This is a genomic window from Asticcacaulis sp. W401b, assembly GCF_046503825.1.
Lineage (GTDB): Bacteria > Pseudomonadota > Alphaproteobacteria > Caulobacterales > Caulobacteraceae > Asticcacaulis.
Map to the genome: position 1 here is coordinate 980,773 of NZ_JBKFEE010000001.1, position 22,135 is coordinate 1,002,907.

General features: G+C 55.6%; 20 protein-coding genes. 8 read left to right on the top strand and 12 right to left on the bottom strand.

All coding sequences use genetic code 11. The annotated features are described in order from the left end of the window. The 4 genes from ACK8OE_RS04560 to ACK8OE_RS04575 form a co-directional block, all read right to left on the bottom strand. Positions 1 to 768, bottom strand: coding sequence for a hypothetical protein (locus tag ACK8OE_RS04560; RefSeq protein ID WP_410271556.1), 768 nt, complete (start codon positions 766 to 768; stop codon positions 1 to 3). An 88-nt stretch (positions 769 to 856) separates the two neighbouring features. Next, a complete protein-coding gene (locus tag ACK8OE_RS04565) occupies positions 857 to 1,840 on the bottom strand; it encodes a serine/threonine dehydratase (protein ID WP_410271557.1) in 984 nt (327 codons plus the stop codon). Further along, complete coding sequence (locus tag ACK8OE_RS04570; RefSeq protein ID WP_410271558.1) at positions 1,837 to 2,436, bottom strand: thymidine kinase; 600 nt, start codon at positions 2,434 to 2,436, stop codon at positions 1,837 to 1,839. The genes ACK8OE_RS04565 and ACK8OE_RS04570 overlap by 4 nt, the downstream gene beginning before the upstream one ends. A gap of 60 nt (positions 2,437 to 2,496) precedes the next feature. Next, positions 2,497 to 2,676, bottom strand: a complete 180-nt coding sequence (locus tag ACK8OE_RS04575) for a hypothetical protein (protein WP_410271559.1) — start codon at positions 2,674 to 2,676, stop codon at positions 2,497 to 2,499. A 352-nt stretch (positions 2,677 to 3,028) separates the two neighbouring features. Between ACK8OE_RS04575 and ACK8OE_RS04580 the strand changes: the two genes are divergently transcribed. The 4 genes from ACK8OE_RS04580 (at position 3,029) to ACK8OE_RS04595 (ending at position 6,505) form a co-directional block, all read left to right on the top strand. After that, positions 3,029 to 3,631 (top strand): GntR family transcriptional regulator, encoded by a 603-nt coding sequence (locus ACK8OE_RS04580; protein ID WP_410271560.1) that lies wholly within the window; start codon positions 3,029 to 3,031, stop codon positions 3,629 to 3,631. Between the two features lie 265 nt (positions 3,632 to 3,896). Beyond that, positions 3,897 to 4,034 (top strand): benenodin family lasso peptide, encoded by a 138-nt coding sequence (locus tag ACK8OE_RS04585; RefSeq protein ID WP_410271561.1) that lies wholly within the window; start codon positions 3,897 to 3,899, stop codon positions 4,032 to 4,034. 52 nt (positions 4,035 to 4,086) lie between these two features. Continuing rightward, a complete protein-coding gene (locus tag ACK8OE_RS04590) occupies positions 4,087 to 4,755 on the top strand; it encodes a lasso peptide biosynthesis B2 protein (protein ID WP_410271562.1) in 669 nt (222 codons plus the stop codon). Positions 4,756 to 4,822: 67 nt separating this feature from the next. Next, positions 4,823 to 6,505 (top strand): asparagine synthase-related protein, encoded by a 1,683-nt coding sequence (locus ACK8OE_RS04595; RefSeq protein ID WP_410271563.1) that lies wholly within the window; start codon positions 4,823 to 4,825, stop codon positions 6,503 to 6,505. A 20-nt stretch (positions 6,506 to 6,525) separates the two neighbouring features. Here ACK8OE_RS04595 and ACK8OE_RS04600 read toward each other — a convergent pair whose 3' ends face one another. From ACK8OE_RS04600 to ACK8OE_RS04615, 4 genes are all read right to left on the bottom strand, one after another. Then, complete coding sequence (locus ACK8OE_RS04600; RefSeq protein WP_410271564.1) at positions 6,526 to 8,631, bottom strand: prolyl oligopeptidase family serine peptidase; 2,106 nt, start codon at positions 8,629 to 8,631, stop codon at positions 6,526 to 6,528. A gap of 128 nt (positions 8,632 to 8,759) precedes the next feature. Then, entirely contained in the window at positions 8,760 to 11,327 is a 2,568-nt protein-coding gene (locus ACK8OE_RS04605) for a TonB-dependent receptor domain-containing protein (protein WP_410271565.1), read from the bottom strand. Positions 11,328 to 11,435: 108 nt separating this feature from the next. Further along, positions 11,436 to 12,347, bottom strand: coding sequence for a FecR family protein (locus ACK8OE_RS04610; protein ID WP_410271566.1), 912 nt, complete (start codon positions 12,345 to 12,347; stop codon positions 11,436 to 11,438). A 131-nt stretch (positions 12,348 to 12,478) separates the two neighbouring features. After that, positions 12,479 to 13,285, bottom strand: coding sequence for a sigma-70 family RNA polymerase sigma factor (locus ACK8OE_RS04615; RefSeq protein WP_410271567.1), 807 nt, complete (start codon positions 13,283 to 13,285; stop codon positions 12,479 to 12,481). Between the two features lie 137 nt (positions 13,286 to 13,422). Between ACK8OE_RS04615 and ACK8OE_RS04620 the strand changes: the two genes are divergently transcribed. Further along, on the top strand, positions 13,423 to 13,764 hold the full coding sequence (locus tag ACK8OE_RS04620; protein ID WP_410271568.1) for a helix-turn-helix domain-containing protein: 342 nt from the start codon (positions 13,423 to 13,425) through the stop codon (positions 13,762 to 13,764). A 250-nt stretch (positions 13,765 to 14,014) separates the two neighbouring features. Here the strand turns inward: ACK8OE_RS04620 and ACK8OE_RS04625 are convergent, their stop codons facing one another. Further along, positions 14,015 to 15,154 (bottom strand): Fic family protein, encoded by a 1,140-nt coding sequence (locus tag ACK8OE_RS04625; protein WP_410271569.1) that lies wholly within the window; start codon positions 15,152 to 15,154, stop codon positions 14,015 to 14,017. Positions 15,155 to 15,461: 307 nt separating this feature from the next. Here ACK8OE_RS04625 and ACK8OE_RS04630 point away from each other — a divergent pair, with 307 nt between their 5' ends. Beyond that, complete coding sequence (locus ACK8OE_RS04630) at positions 15,462 to 16,607, top strand: flagellin (RefSeq protein WP_410271570.1); 1,146 nt, start codon at positions 15,462 to 15,464, stop codon at positions 16,605 to 16,607. A 109-nt stretch (positions 16,608 to 16,716) separates the two neighbouring features. On the opposite strand, the gene ACK8OE_RS04635 is transcribed toward ACK8OE_RS04630, so the two are convergent. After that, positions 16,717 to 17,124 carry a MucR family transcriptional regulator gene (locus tag ACK8OE_RS04635; protein ID WP_410271597.1) on the bottom strand — a complete coding sequence of 136 codons (408 nt, stop codon included), beginning with the start codon at positions 17,122 to 17,124 and terminating at the stop codon, positions 16,717 to 16,719. 426 nt (positions 17,125 to 17,550) lie between these two features. Beyond that, positions 17,551 to 18,024, bottom strand: coding sequence for a VanZ family protein (locus ACK8OE_RS04640; protein WP_410271571.1), 474 nt, complete (start codon positions 18,022 to 18,024; stop codon positions 17,551 to 17,553). A 517-nt stretch (positions 18,025 to 18,541) separates the two neighbouring features. On the opposite strand from ACK8OE_RS04640, the gene ACK8OE_RS04645 reads away from it, so the two are divergent. Both ACK8OE_RS04645 and ACK8OE_RS04650 read left to right on the top strand, forming a co-directional pair. Then, a complete protein-coding gene (locus ACK8OE_RS04645; protein WP_410271572.1) occupies positions 18,542 to 19,942 on the top strand; it encodes a hypothetical protein in 1,401 nt (466 codons plus the stop codon). A gap of 464 nt (positions 19,943 to 20,406) precedes the next feature. Beyond that, positions 20,407 to 21,576, top strand: a complete 1,170-nt coding sequence (locus ACK8OE_RS04650; RefSeq protein WP_410271573.1) for a hypothetical protein — start codon at positions 20,407 to 20,409, stop codon at positions 21,574 to 21,576. 177 nt (positions 21,577 to 21,753) lie between these two features. On the opposite strand, the gene ACK8OE_RS04655 is transcribed toward ACK8OE_RS04650, so the two are convergent. Continuing rightward, the gene (locus ACK8OE_RS04655) at positions 21,754 to 22,098 is read right to left on the bottom strand and encodes a hypothetical protein (protein ID WP_410271574.1); all 345 of its coding nucleotides are present in this window, start codon (positions 22,096 to 22,098) and stop codon (positions 21,754 to 21,756) included. Positions 22,099 to 22,135 lie beyond the last annotated feature (37 nt).

Below are 22,135 nucleotides of genomic sequence, written 5' to 3' on the forward strand. Positions count from 1 at the left end.
TCAGACCCCCGGACGTACAAGCGCGGCTTCAACCCGTTTCAGGCTCTTGAGCTGCTCCAGTGAGACCTTTTCGGGGGGCATAAAGCCAACGCAGCCGTCCAGCGCCACAAACAAACCAGCCTCAGCGGTTTCGATGGCCTGCCGGCGGAAGCGCGCGACAACACGCAGGATGATCGAGGCCAGTACCCCCGCAATCGAGGTCCAGAATTTGGTCGCCGCAATAGCCAGAAGCCCCATCAGAGCGGATTGCATGGCGCCGCCCCCATTGCCTGTACGCATGGCCGAGGTCGCCTCAGACAGGGCTGCGACGATCCCGAGAAAGGTCACCACCAGGCCCACAGCCACCAGAATATTCGCCCACCATTCAAGCGCGCGCGCGGGCTCATCAAGGCGATCAAAGGCTTCCGCCGCGCGAATGGAGGTCACAAAGCCTTCGCCTTCGTTATCGACCAGCAGGCTGCGATAATTGGCCCAACCCAGGACCAGAGCGGCCGAGACGTGTCCATCACCGACCGTACCGGAAAAGCGTGTATCTATTTTGGCAAACCGATCGAGAAAGGCCTGACGCGCACCGGGTCCTGCCAGACCTGTCAGCAGATTCCAGCGGTCTCGGATTTCATTCAACAGTGGCCTGTAGGCCTTGAAGCCGGAATAGACGATAAGCCCTACGGCAAAGAGCAGGATGGCCGCCGCGAACAGAAGGGCGACGCCCGGTGCGCCAAACGTCAATACAACAAGTCGGGTAACAGGGTCTATATTCGCGGCCATGACATCTCCTTCGAAAGGCACTCTGTTACGGCCAAATACGGCAAAAACCGGCATCAGGATATAAGGATGCGATGTCCTTCGTAGAGGCTTACCAAGGGAGAGTCAAAAGCCGATCCTTAGCCCATATTTGTCTGTGTGTATCCGCGCCGATGTTACCACCCGAAAGAATGACCAGAACCGTGCGCGGGGCCGTTTGGGTCTTTAGCCACTGTGCTACCCCCGCCATGCACATGGCTGAGGTAGGCTCAATCGTCAGCTTCAGCAGGTGGGTGAGCCACTGGGTCCACAGGATAATGTCGGACTCCTCGACTTCGTAAAATCCATCAAGCTGACGCAGACAGAACAGGGTACGCTCCGACACTGCGAGGGTTCGCACTCCGTCAGCTATAGTCATGGGCGTCTCATTCAAACGTACAACCTCACCGCTTTGCACCGACCTGTGGGCGTCATTGGCCATCGACGGCTCACAAGCAAAAACCTTCGCCTGCGGTCGCGCCAGCCGGGTGGCCAGCCATGTCCCCGACATCAACCCACCGCCCCCACACGGCGCGAAAACGGCATCGGCCTCAACGCCGTCCTGGAGGGCTTCCAGACAGGCCGTGCCCTGCCCCGCAATGACATGCGGATTGTCATAGGGGTGGACGAAGGTAGCACCGCGCTCGATGTACTCCGCCACGGCCGCCTCAGCGATTTGCCGCGTTTCGGTCACCACCACCTCGGCTCCGCAGGCACGCGTTGCGGCAATCTTGAGACTGGACGCCTGTTTAGGGATGAACACCGTGGCTTTAACGCCCATGGCGCGGGCCGCATAGGCCACGGCCTGCGCATGATTGCCGGAAGAAAAGGCGCAGACCTGATCAGACAGAGCGTACTGTTCTTTTAATGCCTTGAGCGTATTAGTGGCACCCCTTAGCTTGAAAGCGCCTGTTTTTTGGAGGTTTTCTGCCTTAAAGACGATGCGGTGACCCAAGGCCCTGTTCAAAGTCCCTGATTGAATAAGGGGCGTGCGATGGACATGCCCGACAATCCGCGCCTGAGCGGCAGCAGTGTCTTCGGGGCTTACGTCATTCATGCCATATATCTTTCGTCTTCGGCACCGCGCGCCATCGCAATCAGTGGCAGTTCTGAGAACCAGTGCCGGTTGCAGCGTGGTTCGTAAATATCGCCATGCCCCAGCTGTATTTCGGCCTCGTCTTCCACCTTCTTGAAAGACTTATGCGCCGGCTGCCCACACACGGCACAGTGGGCCCGCAATTTCACCACCTCATCGGCCATGGCCATCAGGAGCCCCGTCACCGCAAAGGCCTCGCCCTTCCAGTTGGTGTCAAGTCCGGCGGCAACTACATCCGTGCCTGATTCTAGCAGCCGTTTGATCACCTCCACCACGTCGCGGTCCATATTCTGGAAGAACTGCACCTCATCAAAACAGACGAGATCAGCCTCCTGAAAACGCGCATCGATATCGGCGAAGGCGTGCAGCACCACCGCTTCGGCAGCCAGACCGTCATGGGTGATCACCTCAGTGCGCGAATAGCGCACGTCGAAGGCGGTTTTGACCACAAGCACGTCCTTACGCTCACCATTGCGGGCCCAGAGAATACGCTTGAGTAGCTCGGTCGTTTTGCCCGCAAACATCGGGCCGCAAATCACCGTTAACCGGCCATACATCTCAAATGCCTCCGGGCATATTACGAATCGGCATCAGTTTACACACCCGACTGGGATAGCTCACTCCAAATCCATCGAGTCCAGATTTGGCGACAAAGGAAACGGTCGCTTCACCGTGATACCTGCAATTCCAGCATCTTTATGAGGAACGCGCTCCTCCACGCTTTCACGCCATATTGACCGGAACATGGACACCGCGTTGAGGAAGAACATCGTCTCGATCGCGGCGGTGACAATCAACAGAACACCGAGCCTTCTGAGCGAACGGTTCCTTCCATCAACACGAGAACATCTTAAAGTTGCGGGCACCCACTCAAAAAATGTTACACAGCGACTAGGGGCGTGGAAGTGGGCCCTTTATAGATCTTAAAGGACGAATTACATAAAATTCAATTTAATGAGATATATATCTGACAGACGAGAAAGAAAGCGCTTCGCCTTCCTGGTCTCCCGTCGTCGACGCGACAAGACCAATAGGTCTCGATTTAGTTGCTGATATTGCAACTCAAGGCATAGGGTTCCCTGGCACGGACAGCCTCTTTATCCGTGCATGCGATTGGACCGGCCCACTCACGTTACGAGAGTCGACAAAATGGATGAGCTTTTCAAGGCTGATGCGGCCAAGATCGAATTCCGTTCAAATCTCATCGAAGGTCGCTATCGCCAGGGCGATCACCTCAGCGTGTCGCAAATGGCAAGCGTCTACGGGGTCAGTCGACCAATCATGCGTGGTTTTTTCGAGGTTCTTGTCTCAGAAGGCTTGCTTGAAAGGCGTGGAGACATCTTTCTCGTGTTTCATCTCACGGCAGAACATATCTGGCAGGCCTACAAGCTCTACCAGTGGATCGCGAAAGAAATGCCCCGACGTTTCATCGCCTTGAATCCACACGCCGAGACCCTCCCGATTGTCTGCGAAGACGCAGACCTCGTGCAACGCACAGAGGGCTTCTTCGAGAGCCTTGCGACCCTCAGCGAGGGGCTGGCATTCGCAGGAGTAGTGCGCAGAAATAATGGGCAGCTTCATCGATTACGCCTTCAGAAACGGGGATTTATCGACAGCGCCGGTGTTGGCATCGACGACCTGATCGAAGCCCTACGCGCACTTGATCTTCCAAGATACGAGATGCTCCTCGAGCAATACATCGAATTTCGAACGTCAAAAGTTCACGAGCTTGCCCGGATTTCCAGAACGTGACCATCGAGTCTGTCAAAACTGGCACATTTCAAAATAATAGCTTGGAGACAACTCGGGAAAATTTTTTCACAAATTTCAACACGCACAAATATTCAAGTGAATAAATACGATTCGCAAACTGATTTCACACTGAATTCAATACAAATTCAAATTATAATCATTATAAAACTAATATATGATCAGTTTTCAAAATTAAATATGCGCTTTATTTATATTCATGCCGCTCATTGGGGGCGGCACAAACTGAATAGAATGGAGACTGTTTATGAACAAGCATAACGATGAACTTGAACTGATCGACCTCGGTGCTGTCACCGTTGAGACGCGTGGCGGTGGACAACTGCAGGAAGACGACCCCGAAATCGGTGGTCGCCAGTTTGTCGCGCCGCTGTCGGCCGACTGAGAGAGGGCTCTGCGCTATTCGCGCAGAGCCTTTTTCAATTGGGAGGTGGCCCATGGGATACAGATTTGAAGGTAACGTTTTCGCCTGCGAGGCGTCCGGTGTGGTTATTGTCCTCAACCTAAGAACAAACAGGTATGCCGCGCTGCCCAAGACCCTCGCCGACACTCTGCTCGCTTTGCGCGACGGAAAACCGCATGTTCATATGCAGACGCAGCTTGAAGCCTTGTGCAAGGCAGGTGTACTCACCGAGACCTATGGGAACGATTTTCTCTGGCCGACGCCCGATGTCAACGTGCCCCTCAGCTCTATACTGGACGGGTCGTTGCTGCGCGTCGGCCTTTTCGACCTCTGTGAGGCGACGGCACGGCGTCTGTTTTCGATTGTCAGATTCAAATGCCAGCCTCTTCACAGGACGATCGAGCACATTCAAAGGCGAAAACTCGACTACGCGGGCCGGTCACGTCGCCACTGCGTCTCTTTGTCAGCTAAACACCTGGCGGCTTTTCTCGATACGCGTTTTTTAGTCCCTACTCAGGATCGATGCCTTCCCTGGTCCATTGCCTGTCTCGACGCCTTTGCGCACAGATGTGCCGATCTGACGCTTGTCATCGGCGTCCGTAGCGATCCGTTCGGCGCCCATGCCTGGGTGCAGCAAGCGGACATGGTACTAACAGACGAACTCGATCGGGTCTTACTCTACACTCCCATTCTGGCGGTGTAACATGGCCCTTCGCTATTCTGTCCGTGTTCAGTCGGAAACTTTCGGGCCGCCCCCGGTCCCTCAGACGATGGACCTTCAGCTGGTTTTCGCGTCGAAGGGCGTGATCGCACAGAGCGATCGCTCCGTCGAAACCTTCGTCCTTCCGGGACATGGAGGTGTGATCTTCGGCACCCTCTTTACCCGATCCGATGACCCTGCGCGTGTCACCTCCCTTGGCGATGGCGAGGCCGAACAGATCCTCAAAACGGCTGGGCAACGCCTACTGACGCACTACTGGGGTGCCTACGTCGCCATTTTCGCTGATCACGCTACGGGCACGGTTCGGGTCCTGAGAGACCCATCTGGTGCCCTGCCGTGCTACTACGCAAGAGTTGGTGGAGCTCTGTTTCTGGCTTCAGACGTTGACACCCTGTACGAGGCCAGTAAACGACGCCCCGGTATCGATTGGCCGGGATTGCTGCGATATCTGATGGCTCCCGATCTGCGTAACGAAGACACTGCGCTTGAAGGCGTGAAAGAAGTGCGCCCGGGGTTCAGCCTCGCTGTAGAAGCCGACAGGGTTTGCCAGATCGAAGACTGGTCTCCATGGGATCATGTGGCAAGACACAGCGCGCGTAGCGAGCCCGAAAACGTCGAAGCCCTTCGTTCTACGCTCATTGCCTGTCACAGGGCCTGGGCCAGCACTTTCTCTCACCTATTGCTCGGGGTTTCGGGCGGGCTCGATTCATCGATAGTCGCGGCCCTCACCGCCCCGCACACCGACCTGAGCCTGCTGACCATGTCGACGCGGGATCCAGGTGGAGACGAGCGCAGATACGCGCGACTCCTTGCCAGCCACATTGATAGACCTCTGGTCGAAGCCTTCTACGATCTGTCAGACATCGATCCCGAAAAGACCACCACCCCTCATCTCCCGCTACCCATTGGCACACCTATTGGCCAATGCGGTCGAAAGCACAAGCTGGCGATCGCGTCAGACAAATCAATTGACGCTTTTTTGAGCGGGGCGGGCGGGGACAACGTCTTTTGCCTGACACCATCTGCCGGGCCGCTTCTCGATCTTCTGTTCGCCGAAGGGGTTGGCCCCCAACTGTGGACGACCCTGATTGACATATGCCGGCTAAACGGTTGCAGCGTCTGGGATGTGTTCCGACAGGCCTGGGCTCGCCACCACAAGGGGGCCGCCTATCGCTGGCAAGGCGACACAATACTGCTGGCTCCCGAACATGTGCGGGCGGCGGGGCCATTGTCGCACCCCTGGCTTGAAGCCCCGGAAGGCGCCCTGCCCGGTAAAGCCACGCACATTGCTATGCTACTTCGGATGCAGGTATCGCCCGACTTTCTGCCGCGACGCTCTGGCCCGCCTCAGATACTCCCGCTGATGTCCCAACCGATTGTGGAGCTTTGCCTCAGCATCCCCTCCTGGCAGTGGGTGTCCGGGGGCCGCAACCGTTCCGTCGCCCGCCAGGCGGCGGATGACTGCTTGCCCCGTGAGCTCCTCAGGCGTCGCTCGAAGGGCGGACCGAGTAGCTTCGCCTACCAGTTTATCGCGTCTCGCAGGAATGAGTTGCCAGACCGGCTGCTGAAAGGTCAACTCGCCGGTGCGGGACTGCTCGATTTGCCGAGCCTTGAGAAGACACTCTCAGACCCGCGCCCCTTTCCAATAGAGGTTCGCATGCGTCTCACCCAGCTTCTCGAGGCCGAAGCGTGGGTTCGGTACTGGCAGCAAAAGCGCGAAGAATTCAACTGATGCCAGGGTTCAGGCCGTCCTTAGAATGCGTTAGGCGCCGGCTGTGGCGGGCATGCCTCCTTTGACGCATCGGCCGCCAGATCGTTCCGCATTCGTCGCCAGCGCATGTATTGCTGAGCTTTCACCGGATCGCCGCTTTCCTCACCTTTCAACCAGAAATCAAACCATTCAAGGTTTTGCGTCATTGCGACGGCGCGGTTGGACGGGACATGCAGGAGGTGCGTTTCGTCCGGGAAAAAGCCGAATTCGGCTGGCTTCTTACAGGCTCGCAAGGCCTGGAAAAAATCAACGCGCGAGCTCAGGACCCGTGCCGCCTGAAACAGGACGGCAGCACGAACATTGCCCGCACGAAACACAGGTGCGGCGCGCTCCCAGTTTTTGCGGGCGGCAGCATCGTAGGGTGACCCGCCAAACAACATTTGCTGCGTCGGATTGATTCCTTCAGTCCAGTATGAGGACGGCGCAAAATATCCTCCGTCACCGCTGGACGCGACACGAAACAGGTCCGACTGAGTGACGGCCATATTTACGATCTGCGAACCACGGCTGTACCCCACGATGCCCACCCGGGAGGGATCCACCAGCCCCTCCTGAGCCAGCGCATCAATCGCCGCTTTGAACATAGCCACCTGGTCGAGCCAGACGCGCTGAACCACCTTGTCTCCCGGTAAGGTCCCCTTTTTCGCAAACCACTGCCGGAAAGCCTCCAGCCGTTCTACGTTGTCCGACTGAACAAGGTCGTTAATGTAGACGACGACAAACCCGCGTTCTGACCATTGCTGGAGCGGATAACTCCACTGTATCTCCGGGTTGACGAACCGATTGTCCGCGTCACCGCCATGGGTGACCACAATAGCCGGGTAGGATGCGCCCTTCCTGTAACCGCGCGGAAGCAACACGAAGCCGCTGACGGTAAGGTCGTCCTTGTGCCAGGCCCGCGCCTCAGCTTTAAGCGCCGGAAGACGGGCGTAACGCTCATCGATGGCACCGAGATCTCTCAGAGTGAGCGTCCGCAGATCAACGCGTACGATCTCAGGCGGCGCATTCAGCCCCTCTCGAATGCAGACCGCGACAGGTTGCAGATCCGCGGCGCTGCATTGGCTTAGAGAAAGGTCGTGGCTGACCGGGACGGAATCTATCTGATCCTTCGACACCCGGATAAGACCATTGCGGACCACGCCCGTGCGGTAACGCGCACCGTATACGCCGAAACCCAGCGACGGGTACGTCCGGGCAAGAGGTGCCAGAGCCGTGCCGATTTCAAAATCAATCGGGCCGAAGGTTTTCACCTCTCCTGATGATAGCCGCTCGCGCAGTGCGCGTTCGGCACCGAACCCCGAAATCTCAAGCGTCCCACCATTGGGGCCGTGGATACCGCTGGCCTCCTGAAACGGCGGCTCATGTGAGCCACTGATGACGCCGAGGTGGCGCAGGGAAAAAACCAACCGGCCGTCAGCAGTCGGAACTAGGGCTTTGTAAACGAGGACGGGCTCGTTCCCCTGTCCTGTTTTGGCCTGCCATGTCGCCGCCTGTGCACCGTAGACAATAGTCGGATAGGGCCGATCTTCTCCCCGTGCCGTTGCCAGAAGCCGCTCATTCCCGTCGGGGCTTCGTAGCCTTAATTCAGACTGGTTAGGGACGTAGCTATCGAGTGGTTCAAGTGGGTTCTCCATAACCTGAAAGACGCCCGGTAGGGGATCGACCACTCGAGCCGTTGAATACCAAAGATACCGGCCATCGGGCGCCCACCCGTAATCAAGAACGCCGAAGCGATGGCTGGCTTCTGTTGTCGACATGAGAACCGCCCGACGAGGGTCAGCGCCAATAAGCACAGTCGAAGCACCAGCCACCAGACGGCTGATTTGCCCGTCTGCGCAGATACGGTAGAGCTGCACCCCCTCTCCCTGGTCCGTCAACACCGACCAGTCCTCAGAATTGGGAATGGCTTCGATCCGCGATATCCACTCCGCTTTCAGGAGGTGTCGCCGAGCCCCTGTCTGAAGATCGACCTCGATGAGATAGCGCGTTCGCTGATTTGTTGAAAGATCGTCATATCGAACCAGAACGAGGCCCCGTTGGCCATCTCCGGAGATCGCCGTCTCCAGAACATGGGGGGCCTCGATCATTGCCCTTATCGACCACTCAGTAAACTCCACGGGCGCGGGCGCGGGCGCGGCGGCGGCGAGCCCAGTTGAGCCCGCCACCACCGCTAAACCCAGACAGACGACCAACACCCAAAGACGGACGCGCCGAACTACCATGATTTGCTCAAAGTCAGGGCAAGGGTGCGGCCAATGACCGAATGGTTGGTGCTGTCGTAGTTGAACCCAGTAAAGGTCCGTGCCGTACTAAAGGCTTTCGGTGGATCACGGTCGAACAGGTTTGTTGCCGAGAGTGAGACCCGCACGCCCTTCAAGAACGGGGAGCGGCCCTCGAAGCGGTAAACGAGCGTCGCGTCTGCTGTCGTCCAGCTTGCTATTCTCACAACCGGCGTCATGCCCGTATCGTCGAGGCCATCGACATGGTTCACGATGCCCGTAACAGACCATCCGCCGCGTTCCCAGTTGATACCGCCGCGGGCTTTGAGCTCAGAGGGGTTGAAAATGGTACCTGAGAGCTGAACGCTGGGCAGCGTGGGCACCGTCTTCTGGTCAATCGTCAGCCAGGTCGCGTTTAAAAAGAGCTTGATGCGCGCGTCGCCACGCTCGAAAGTCTGTCGATAGCTGACATCCGCCCCCTCAATCGCCTGCGCTGTGGCATTGGTGAAGTTGTTGAAGGCTACAGCAACAACGCTCGATGGATTATAGACAAGATTGCGCGTGTTATAGAAGGTCGTAGCGCGCGAAACGAGCTCTGATTGCAGAGCGAGGGACGGCGACCAGGTCACAAAGGGTGCAAAGGTCGGATTGCTCAGGGACGTAACCGTGCTGGTAATGGGGCGCACGACCCGGTCTGTGTAATCGATATTGAACCACGTCGCCGACAGTTTGAGCGATCTCAGGTTCGTCGGAATATAGTCAGCACCGAGGGTCCATGACTCGGACCGTTCGGGTTTCATGTCGACATTGCCGCCATTTGTGTAGAGCGCCTGGCCGCCGCCGGTATATCCCAGGACAGAGGCTGGATAGAGGTAGAGATACTGTGGCTGGTAGACCTGATAAAAGGTCGGGGCCTTAAACGATTTACCCCAGGTGCCTCGAATCACAAGACTGCGCGAAGGTTCATAGCGAAAGCCCACCTTCGGGCTCGTCTGCGCACCAAAGTCACTATAGTCCTCATAGCGAGACGCAAGGCTTAAGGTCAGGCTGTTGAGGCCTGGACGGTCCGCAGAAGGGGAGACAACGGGCACCTGAAGTTCCCCAAAAGCGTAGCCAATCTCGCGCGAGGGCGCCATATAGCTGCTCCCGCCCGGATGTCCGAGCTGGAAGTTGTCTTTACGGTAACCGGCACCGAATGCGGCCTGAATATCGCCGGACGGCAGAGAAAACACCGGCCCGCTGAGCGTGGCCTCCGCGTATTGGGTTTCATTGAAAATATAGGAAATGCTCCGGCTTGTCGTCGTCGCCGTCGCCACCGTGTCGCGCGTGCTATTGTGGCTTTGCGACACGCCTCCCGTTACCCGCAACGACCAGAGCGGAGAAAGCGCAAAATCCGCGTGGGTGGACACACTGAGAGAGGGAGAGGTCCTTGCGCTGTAATATAAGGCCCCGGTCGGTGTGTATTTGAGGTCCTGCGACGCGTCTCTCTGACTGAACAAGGCGTCTGCGCCGACCTTTATCCGATCTGACAGATCTCGTCCGGCAGCCACGAATACGGACGTGCGTTCAAGCGGGCTAATCAGGTCGGTGACCGGCACTGCCTCACGCGTAAATGCCCTATCCCCGGCTTTGATGGCCGTCTGGTTGGAGTATTCCACATTGATGAGAGCATAGGCATCACGCCACGCCTTGCCTTGCAGCAGGCTATAGGTCTGCTCAAAGCCGCCGCCCTGGGTCGTACCTCCCAGACGAACACTGGCTTCACCACCGTCATAATCCTTGCGAAGGACGAAATTGACAACGCCGGCGACCGCGTCGGCACCATAGAGTGCGGAGGCACCATCCGTCAGCACCTCGACTCTCTGGACGGCCGCCAGGGGAATGCCGGAAATGTCCGCTGACTGATAAAGGCTGTCATTGTTCAGTCGGTGACCATTCAGCAGGACGAGTGTGGCGTCAGGCCCCAGCCCCCGAATATTGACGGTCGAAGCGCTGGTGGCATTGAAGTTGGACGGATTAACATTGTTGGCCCCCAAAACGCCGGGGTTTGGCCCGCCGGCGAAGTTTTCGGGAAGCGCCCGCATCACATCGCCGATCTGCGAATAGCCGGACTGTTCAATCTCAGCCCGGTTGATAGTTCTCACGGGTGACGTCGGGTGACCATTCCGGATATGTGAACCTGTGATCACCACGACAACTTCATCCGGGACGACGGGGTCCGGGACGTTTTTTGTTGCCACCCGCAAAGAGACGGTTTTTTCGTCCTGACTTGCGATTTCGAGGGCGGTGTGAGCGAGGATGAGTTTCAGCGCCTCCTCGCGAGTATACTGCCCCTTTAGCGCCGGTACTTGCGCAGATGCCGCCGCCTCATAAGGAAACATGATCTGAACGCCAGATTGATGCGCAAACGCCTGAAGTGCCTTCGCTGCATTTTCCGACGGAATATCAAGTGCGTATCTGGGCACCTCGGCAAAGGCCGGAGCTCCCAGCGTCAACGAAACGGCAAGGGCGAAAGCGCCCAGCGAAACAGATGTAAAAAGCTTACGGTTTGAACTGACAGACATGAGATCCCCTTCACCACGCCAAATGGACGTGTCGGGGAGTCGTTGCGTCACAAATCCATCACCGCACCTTCATCACTCTGAAATTTTTCCGCTTTGCATCGGCTGTGTCTATTTTGACAACAATACCGTTCCGTCTTTAGCTGACGCTACATGAATGCCGAAGCTCGTGTGCAAAGTCGCAAGAAAATCGCGGGGGTCGCGCGTACTGAAGCGTCCGCCCAGGCGGATACCGGACAGCTCCGGGTCAACGATGATGATTTTGCGAGTCAGGTAGCGGTTATACTCGTCTACGGCGACGGCCAGGGTCTGGCCATCAATTACCACCACGTCGTCGCGCCACGAGGTGGCGAAATCGCGGTCAGAGGCACCAACCTCCCTGATGCGCAGATCCGGTCCGCTGGTGAGAGCCCCCTCACCTGCTCCGATCTTCTGCGTCTGCGCCCCACTTCCAATCAAACACGCCCCCCCGAGCACGATGACTTCAAGCGCGGTAGAGCGCAATCGCATGTTCACATCGCCCGCCGGCACGCGAACCATCTGATCTGCGGCAGCGATCATACAGGGCCTGGCACCCGTCGGCACCGTCACACTCAATTCGCCTCGCTTTAGCCAGATGCGAGTGCCCGCCTCCTCAGGTTTCCAGACAATGCGCGTATCCGTGTTCAGGTCGAGACGTACACCATCATCCAATCGTACTGTTGTGCGTTCTCCCACGCGCGTTGAGGCCTCTGCCTCATCACGGCCCATCACCCAGATGGTTGCCACCGTTGTCACGACGCCTGCCCCCAGAGCCAGTTTCAACCAGTTCCGCCGGTCCATATTAGGGGTGGGTCTAAGGTCAGGATCATCGGATATGTCGATACCCCCCAAACCCTCCATGGCATCAGCGGTATCGAGAATACGTGCGTAAGCCACTGCATGATGCGGGTCGGCGTCACGCCACGCCTTAAATTCGGCGACGTCAGCCGTTCCGGATTCAAGCCGGGCATGCCAAAGAGCGGCCTCCTCGTGCAGGGCCATCCAGCGTGATATCTCCTCCTCTTTCACGTTTCTGATGATCTCCGTCCCCCGAACGCTAAGCTCAAGCTTAATGGGAAAGGCATGTCCCGTCTATTCGTCCGAATCCGTGTTCGGACCGTTCTGCCGAGGCGCTAGGAGCCAAAATCATCCTGGCACAGACGTGACGCAATAATGGCCATCCCCTTGGCTAGATGCTTCTCGACCATCGATACGCTTATGCCAAGTTCGCGCGCGATTTCCTGAGGCGGCATCTCTTTCAGGCGGCGCATCTTGACCACCTTCCTGCACTGCGGGGGTAGCGTTTCTATCGCCTCCAGAATCAATCGACGCTTCTCTTTGGCTGATAAGACCTCGTGCGCACTGGGGTTGAGGTCTACCGGATCAAAGCTATCAAAATTTGGAACGAGCTCGATTGACACGACCCGCGACCGACGAAACCACATGGCCGCCAGATTTCTGATCGCCTTCAGGGCGTAGGCGCGCGGATTAGAGATCCTGCGCCACTTTTCCCCAGCTACAATATCCGCGTAAAGGTCCTGAAGGAGCTCTCGTGCCGTCTCGGCGCTGCCGGTCAGGCGGCGACCGACCGCCAGAAACATGCCCTCGTGCGGAAACAGGTGTGAAGAGAACCAGCGGTTTAGCTCATGCCGCTCGAGTTCATCCTTCGGGATACGGTATCCCGTGTCAAAACCCGTGAAGAAAAATCTCAACGGGACACCGAGAATAGCCGCCGCCCTAGCCATGTCGCTCCGGTCGATCCGCGCCCTTCCCTCTTCGATGGCCTGAAGCTGATCGACAGACATACCCAGTTCACGAGCGAGCCGCTCTTGGGAAATCTGCATAGCTCGACGCCGCAGACGAAGCTGCCCGCCCGCATGGCGGTCAAAGGCCTTTGAAAGGTGATCCTCAGCGCACGCAAAGTTGGATGTTTCGAACATGAGCGTTCTTGGAAGCTATATGCATGAATTCTGAAAATATATCTTTACGTCCAAAAATATCAAGTAGGCGTCTATTTTTGAGAAAATAGACGCCCAAGTTAATTTGCGTAACCAGGCAATCTGATTACCGTTTTGGGATGGATGAAAAGGAACTCAGAGCCAGATTTGGGTCGCTGCTTACAGCGAACAGGCGACGCAGGGGGCTTACCCAGCCCGAACTGAGTTCCCTCGCGGACTTAAGTAAGGATATGATTGCTCGTATGGAGACGGGCGCTTCTGGCGCGCGGTTCCCGACAATTGTTAAGCTGGCGAATGCGCTCGAGATCGATCCCGCCGAATTGTTCACCTCAGAGGTGCCCCGGAGCACCCTAAAACGACCAAAACTTTCTGCGATGTCCGCGCGTCTGGCAAAACTATCCGATGAGGATCTGGATTGGCTGGAGGGCGTTTTAGACAGCATACTTGCCCGACGTGGCTAAACGTGATGCTGCCTTCGGACTTAGTCCGAAATTGAATATTTAAGACAACGGTGCCGCGAACCTATCGAGCAAAATTTGAGCTACCTGAAGCTGTTGCCGGTTTGCTTCTGGATTTATCAGACAATTAAGGCCGCCCTACCTTCATGATTTATCTACCAGTGGCGGCGGGATACGGCATGGCAACCCCCGCACACAAGTTAAGCGACGCCCCTAAATACAAGGTCATGGGTTGAGGCTGCATTCCCCCACTCTACACATGATTGACAAAGGGTGAGCTACCAAAGGGTCTGTTCAATATCGATAGAACTTCCGCTGCCACGTATATTCGGTTACGACGATAGCCGGTGCGCTCAGTGAGAATCCCGGCGTCCTGCAATTGTTCTACCGCTGTCGTCGCCGCGGGAACTGATATCTCTAATTTGTTGGCCAGTCGCTTGGCCGTAATAACAGGATAGTCCCGCAACAACACTAGTGATCGTTCGGCGGCGGAGTTCGCTCTGAACCTTCTCCGTTGTTTCCAGCTAACAGCGAGAGACATCAACGCTCTTCGCGTGTCGAACAGTTCATCGACCGTTGCGATGACCGCTGAAGATAGATAGTCGATCAGGGCGGCCCACTCCAATCTCTGTTGCGCTGCTTTCAACGCGTCTATGTAGGCTGTTTTGTTCGCCTCAATATAGGCTGAGAGATAGAGTGGTGTATGGTGGTCCGCTGCCATCATGAGCGGTAGTAAAAGGCGTCCCACACGACCATTTCCGTCTCTAAACGGATGTATCGCTTCGAAATGCGCGTGGGCGAGGGCCATGCGTACAATTAGGGTTTGCTTGAACGCCTGCATGCCCTCGCATCGCATATAGCGCGCGTTCTCTTCAAGTGATGCTGGAACGTCTTCCGGCGGTGGCGGGTTGAACGTGGAATAGGCAATTTGTCCGTTACCTCCAATCCAGACAACCGCGGAGCGCAGGTCACCGGGACGATCGCGGTAATCTGGATCGCGCCTCATGGCCTCAGCGTGTAAATCGCATATCAAACCCGTCGTGAACAGTTCCGGCCCGAACGCCCGCGCTTGTGGGATGAAACGATCCAGTGTCAGGGCATAGTCACCCACCTGGCGCGCGGCATCACCCGCTGTCTCATCGTCTTCTTCAACACGCAGCAGTTCATCGAGCGTACTGTGTGTTCCCTCTATCGACGAACTCGTTACGGCTTCACGTCGCGTGAGGAGACGACTGATCAGGTAGGGATCGCCGAGTTCACTCGCCAATACATCGACCTTGGCGATCTGCGCCAGTGCCACTCGATGACGCCCATTCTTGTCTTCAAAGGTAAAATTGTCTTCCGGTGGCGGAACGGGCAACACACCATAGTGTGCGCTGTGGGGCTCCGGCAATCGCTTCAGCCGCTCTCTAAGCGTTGATACTAAATCGTCTCTTCTCACTGGAAAACCTTAACTAAAACCGAGATATTGGCTCCATAATAAAGGTTAGCGTAAAAAAATTCAACACGCATTGAGGGGCGTGCCCTTGCCCAAGGTTTGGGCGGCAGACGGCTTTCAACTCGCTAACAAGAACCCCAAGCATGCGGAATGTCCCGTCAGGCTTGGTTGACCAGGCTGCTGATCCGCGCCAATCGAGTATTCCTATGTTGCACAACTCACAGGAGTTTTTTGTTTACGCGTAAAAATGATAGTATCGTAATTGTGGAAAAATGATTCGCCACAACGATTGAAAATGACCTCCATTCGCACAAATCAGAGTGCAATTACCGCTTTGCAATCACTTGGGCGGGCAACCAGTCAACTGAACCAAACGCATGCTCGCCTTTCTTCGGGGCTGACGGTTAGCGGTGCAAAGGATGAGCCTGCAATTTATTCCATCGCCCAAAATCTGAAGGCAAACAGCGAGAGTTGGACTTCGGCACAGCGCAGCTTAGTCCGGGGACAGTCCATCCTCGATGTAGCGTCGGCGGGCGTTGCTGATGCCGAGGATGCTCTCCAGAAGATGCAAGAGCAGGCAGTTTCTCTTACCGATCCCTCTCTGAGTTCGGGCAGCCGAAACGCCATTCAAGGGGAGATTCAAAGGCTCGTTACCGCGTTTGATGCCGCCATCAACGGAGCGTCATTTGATGGAATAAACCTTCTGAACAGGCCAGGCAGTTGGACTGGCGATATGGTTTCATCATTTCAGCAGTCCGGACCTACGCTCAGCATCCATTTGCCGGTCGAAATTACCACAGTGGGCGGCTGGATGCCTTTTGGTGTCAGCCTCGTTTCGGCTCAACACGTCGCAGATGGAACCGGAGCGATTACAAACATAGCCATAGAGCCCATGCATCCGTCGCCCTATGGGGACCAGCACAATGATTGGGATCTGCCAAGCGCCCTCCCCCCAGGTACGGTTTCATTTACCTACAACCCCGCTACCGGATATTTTGGCATGGCAATCTCAGGCAATTCTGCAAGGCCTGTCGACATTGTGTCTGACCCCTCAGGCGGTACAACCAGACTTGGCACATGGGATTTGAGGAGCGGCGCCATCGGTCTGTCAGCCCTAGACTTCAATGACCCTGCGAGTGTCGTTCAAGCTGTAAAAACGGCACGTGACATCGTTACAGAGGCTGGTCAGGCTATCGGCAGCAAACAGAACGGGCTTGAAAGAGCGAACATAGCAGCGGTCAAAACTCAGGATGCCTTGAACGCTGGCATCGGAACTCTCGTGGACGCTGATCTGGGGAAAGAAAGCGCTATTTTACAAGCGCAACAGATAAAACAGCAACTGGCAACACAAGCCTTGTCCATAGCCAGCCAGCAGCCCCAATGGATCCTAAACCTGTTCAATAGGTAGGCTCCTGGCCTCTCCTCAGTCGATGATCTGCGCTGCCTGACAGCCCAGCATAAAGGTGCAAGGCTCGTAGGCAGTCTCCAGCCCTCAGGGTGTGCCCTGCCCGTTGCGGCTATCGCTTCTTTCGGCTCCCCTGGCCAAGCCCCATTTGTTTTGCCAGATTCGAACGCGCGGCCGCGTAGGAGGGGGCCACCATAGGGTAGTCTGCCGGTAAGTTCCACTTTGCCCGGTAATCCTCAGGGCTCATATTGTACTTCGTACGCAGATGGCGTCTGAGCGACTTGAACTTTAAACCATCCTCAAGGCAGATCAGATAATCATCCGTAATGGATTTCTTGATCGAAACGGCTGGTGCTTTCTGGTGTTCTGCTGGATTGATGTCTTCGGCCGTCAGGCTGGACAAGGCGTTATACACACTCAAAATAAGCTGAGGGACTTCGCTGGCTGCCACAGAGTTGTTGCCAACATAGGCGGCCACGATGTCAACGACCTTGTTCGTAACTTCCGATTTTTGTTCCACGTATTTGCCCTGTAAGAAGCGAATCAAGCAACAAGGTGTTGCGATGCCCATTTTTATCGTTCTTATACTGTGTTGCTAATCGCGTCAAAACATCCGTTAAAGTTGACAGATTTCTCGAACACGGATGAAATAAGATGCTCGTTGTGGTGAGGCACACGGGCACCCGGGTCCATCTGGCAGCTCCGGTACGCAGGTGGACCCACATAAGCCCCAACGATAATCCAGTCCACGGATGGGCGCCCCCGGACGAGCAGGCATGGCCCCTCGTGTCTGGCTGACGGCTTAAAGTCCGCTCGTGAAGGGCTTCTTCAGTGGCGGGCGACTGTCTGGCTATGGCCTACAAAAGCTTATACTTTCATAGGGACAGAAAGCTCAAATGCGCCGAGCCAAGGGCACTTCAAGACGCGCGAGGCCGCGATACGGTCATCAGTCCTGCTTCGTCTGCGATCGACTCGCCCTTTCAGGTCCTGAAGAGGCATGAACGACACCTTCTGTCTGCTCAGATGCGTCTGACGCCCGGCGAGCGGGGGCCGCGGTGCCGAGGCGAGCAAAGTGTCTGAAGGTTTCGATGTAGGAAGGCAAGGTTGCGGCGCCGACCCCTATAAGATCCGCCATCCAGTCTGCCACGCTCGCGCTTCGTCCGGTAAAGAGCTGCGCCACTTCAATTAACGCACCCACCGCCAAGACGCCGAGCGCGAGATCTGTGCGCCGCATCCGCGGAAAGGCCAGTTGGAGCATGATCGTTAGCGCAAAAAAGGCGATGATGTGAGCCTCTTTGTCAGTCAACCCAAACGCTTCTTCGGCGCCCGAAAATGGCCCCAGCACCAAAACGCCAATGCAGATGGATAAAAGTCCAAGGCAGGTTCGGATATAGATCAGGGCTTTGTGAGCGCGCGGCATAGTTCGTTCTCCTTCATCTCTCAGTATGACGAAGCAGAGTTAAATTTTCGCCTATAAATATAAGCAAACGGCGTTATAATTTTTATAACCGCAAACTTTCTATTTTGAAGCCGTTATGTTTGTAATTTTTAAAGCGGTATTAGTTTTGCTCAAAGAATGCTTAACGAAATGGCTCTTTAACCGCACCGGGCGTCACGCTCACCCTTCTAAATCTCATAGTGCTATCTTCGAGCAATGTTTGTTTTGCGGTCTGCGCTCAAACAGCCATCACCCGATGGAAGATCGTTGACAACCCGCGATGCGCTCTGTCCTTGGTACCGGCGGTCGGGGCGCGCGGCAGGTACAACCACTCACCCATATGGCCGGCCTGGGCAATCAGCCAGATTAGATCTGGGGACTTTATCGAAACGAAACAGCTACGATACGTCGCTGGGTGCTTAACATCCGCCTTGCCATCGGCTAGTTAGACATTGGGAATACGGCATTTTTGCCGGTCTTGATGGGGGATCTTTAAGATATGCATAAAGACAGACGCATTGTGCTCAAGGGGCTGGCCGTGTCGGCTCTGGCGGCGGGGGTTAACGCCTGTGGCGGCGGAGGCGGCGGGGGTAGTTCAAGCGGCGGCGGTGGCGGCGCTTCGTCCTCGTCATCTTCGTCATCGTCGTCTTCTTCTGGGCCTGCGCCGCTAACTTTTAATGCTGGCACCGAATTCACAATAAAAACCCAGGTTTCAAACGGCCTGAGCCATGGTGCTCCGGTTGGGCTTTCAAGTGAGTACTTCGTCACAAGCTGGAGCGATCGCGCTCAGTCACAAGCTGATGTTCGAGCTCAGGTTTACACCACGTCAGGTGCAAAGATCGGCCCAGAAATACTTGTCAATACGCAGGTAAATGACAATCAGCAGGAACCCGATGGCGCAGCCCTCAGCATCGGAGGCTTTGTCCTCGTCTGGACTGACTTTTATGCTCTTGGCAGCGGCGGACCGAACCTTCCGCCTCCGTTTATTCAGGCCGATCCCTCCGGCGGTGTGCGCGCGCAGCTGTTCGATAGTTTGGGGAATAAGCTCGGCGGTGAAATTCGCGTGAACACGCGGCTCGACGGCAGTCAAACCTATGCGCGGGTAGCGTCATTGACCAATGCTGGCTTCGTGGTGACCTGGGTCGATTCCTACGGTGATTTAAATGACGATGCCATTAAAGCTCAGATTTTCGGACCTACCGGGGCTTTCATCGGGACAGAGATCCTGGTCAACACCAACACCATTAGCTTTCAGACGGCGCCGTCGGTTTCGCGGCTCGCAGGGGGCGGGTTCGTAATCCTATGGCACGACGACAGCAAAACCTTAGGAGACACCAGCCGCATTAGCGTGAAAGGGCAGATCTTTGATGCCGCTGGTGTGCGTGTCGGCGAAGAGTTTCTGGTCAATACGACAACGGCCGAGTTGCAATGGTTCCCTTCTGTTGCGGGTTTGCTGAACGGCGGATTTGTAGCGGCATGGGAAGACACGAGTTTGCTCGGCGGCGACGCCAGTGTCGGCGCCATAAAGGCGCAGGTCTTTACCGCTACGGGATCGAAAAGCGGTCCAGAGTTTCTGGTGAACACAAATACAGCCAATAACCAGAGCCGACCGAGCATTGCCGTCTTGAACAGCGGGCATTTCGTTATCGCCTGGCAGGACAATAGCCAGACCTTGGGGGACACTGCCATCAGTACCATCAAGGCCCAGGCTTTCACGGCCGACGGGAGCAAGACGGGTAACGAGTTCCTCGTGAACACCCCCTCCCCCGACCCAAAGGTCTATCCGAAAATTGGAACCGTCGGGAACGGGTTCGCCGTCGCGTGGAAAGACTGGACCGGTACGCTCCTCGATCCGTCGAGTGTCGAGCGGACACGGGTCAGACTATTCACCCCGGCATAGGGACCCGGTGCCGTCCGCTTTCTGAGTCTGTAAATGGTAATGGAACGCCCCGGTTCAGTGCCGTCTGTGGTGATCCTGGTTTCATTTCGTTCTATCAGAGCCATGGTCAGACCTGAAGGTTCAGTCAGCAGGCCCGGGGCGTTACCTTAAGACGGCGTGCCGGAAGATTTCTATCGCTGATAACAGAGGGTTGAAAAAGCCCGAATTTGCGATCGGCACCAACGCAATTGCCCAGTCTCAGCAAAAGGTTGTGGTCGTGAGGGCGTGTATCGTAAGCGACGCCGTCGAGCCCTGTTTGAAAATTAAAACTAATTGATTTTAAACATTATTTCTTTGCCTTTAGGCAACCTTTCAGTCGCCCTGGCAGCGGATTACTCTATCCTGGCCTGAAATCCACGACAGGTCTGTTGACAGTATGGCTCGGGAGGATTTAAAAATGCTGCGGGTGCTAAGAGGGGGATGGCATGCAAGTCATCAGGAAGATTGGATTGGCGTGCCTTGGTTGGCTTGGCGCCACCACTATTGCAAGCGCGAATGAGGGCTATATGTTCTGTTCGGCTAGCCCAATGTACAATCGCGGCCCCCCCTCGAGCCAATTTGTCAGGGAGGATCTGACGTCGGAACGCATGGCGGCGTGTCTGCAGGGTAGCCGTGACCGCCTTAAGGAACGTGCTTGTCGCATTGAGGTCGAAAAAAGCGTGCATGAAGACATGGATCGACGAGAAACCGTCTTCTTCACAGATCATTTTGTCGCGGAACAAAGCGATTTCGATGACATTGAACGTGACTACCAGAGTTATGTGAAAGCAAATTTTCCGGATTACCGTGCAAGCTGCGAATGGAGCTCAACTCTGATTGAGTCCGAAGCAGAGCGCGGTCGAGAGATCCGTAGAGCACGAGGTCAGAGAAGACGAAATATTGATATCGTCGGTGTGCCTTTCGCCGTAAGGAATTCTCGAAGCGCTGATGAAGATGAAAGTAGAGGGTTTACCGGAGACTTCCTTACCAGCGAGTGGCGCCCCGTGTCATACGGCCGTGTCTTGGTGGCCGACCCTGGTGGTCGCGGCAGGGGCTCGTCGCACTTAATCGCAGCCTTTTATCGCGAGTCGACCGATCTTAATCCAAAAACAGGCTATCGCGAAAAAAGTGGGGGCATTGAGTGGAAGTGCCAGAACAATACGGCTTTCACCACTGTCACCTGCGTCATCCATAGTCAAAGAGACCCACACAACATACACTATTATTGCGCTTCAAGCCCAAAAACACGTCGGACTATATCCGCGATTAATCTGAGCGTCGCTCCACTAAGCGCCGAGATCCATCCAGTGGAAGTGCTTTGTCCTGCAAATGGGAAATCAAACAATCGCCTTCATAGGTTCGAAGACGTGGTTGTCAGTGCGAACAGCGTTAAAGACGATTTCATTATAGATGAGTATAATAGAGCTGAAATATTACAAAAAGAGAAAGAGAAATTAAATGAGGAACGAGATAGGTTAAAAAGTTTATTGTCGCGCAAAAATCAAAATTCTTCATTAAATAAATATGACAAAAATGACATTCAGGATCGCATAAAGGAAATAGAGAACGAATTAATATATATTGAAAAAGAATTGAGAAATATGGGAAAATTGTGACCAACAAGGCCGCCAATATATTTGGGCATCAAGTGGTGCTTTAGATATACATATCTGAATAATAATTCGCCTTCTTATCGCAATCTTAGATTCCTCTGAAAGAACGTTTCGGCGTTGCCACGAAGCATAAGGAGAGTGTATGTCAACTTTCGCCTTAAAGGTCAATTTAGGACAGTGCTAACCATTGCGAAACCGACCGTGGGCTTCGATATCTATCCCTATCCCCGCTATAGCGGAGCTTGGGGCCAGAGCGACTGCGACCAGTTCACGACTATGGCTGATGGACCCCACCACCCCCAACGGCCAAACAGGCGCGCCGGTTTGAGGATTAATGCCCACCACGTCGCCGTCACCTAACAGATCCCGTGCGATGTTTCGGCCAGCATTAAACTCGCGCTGCCGACGAAGGCTCTTCGCATTCTTCAGATCTGCACCATCAGGAAGCGGTTCCTGATGGTCCAAAATAGAGCCAACGCGCCCCCTGATCCCCGCGGGCCACTCAATTTGCGCAAAGTCTTGCATCGCTGTCACGGTCTTTGCGGCTCACCATAACGATTCC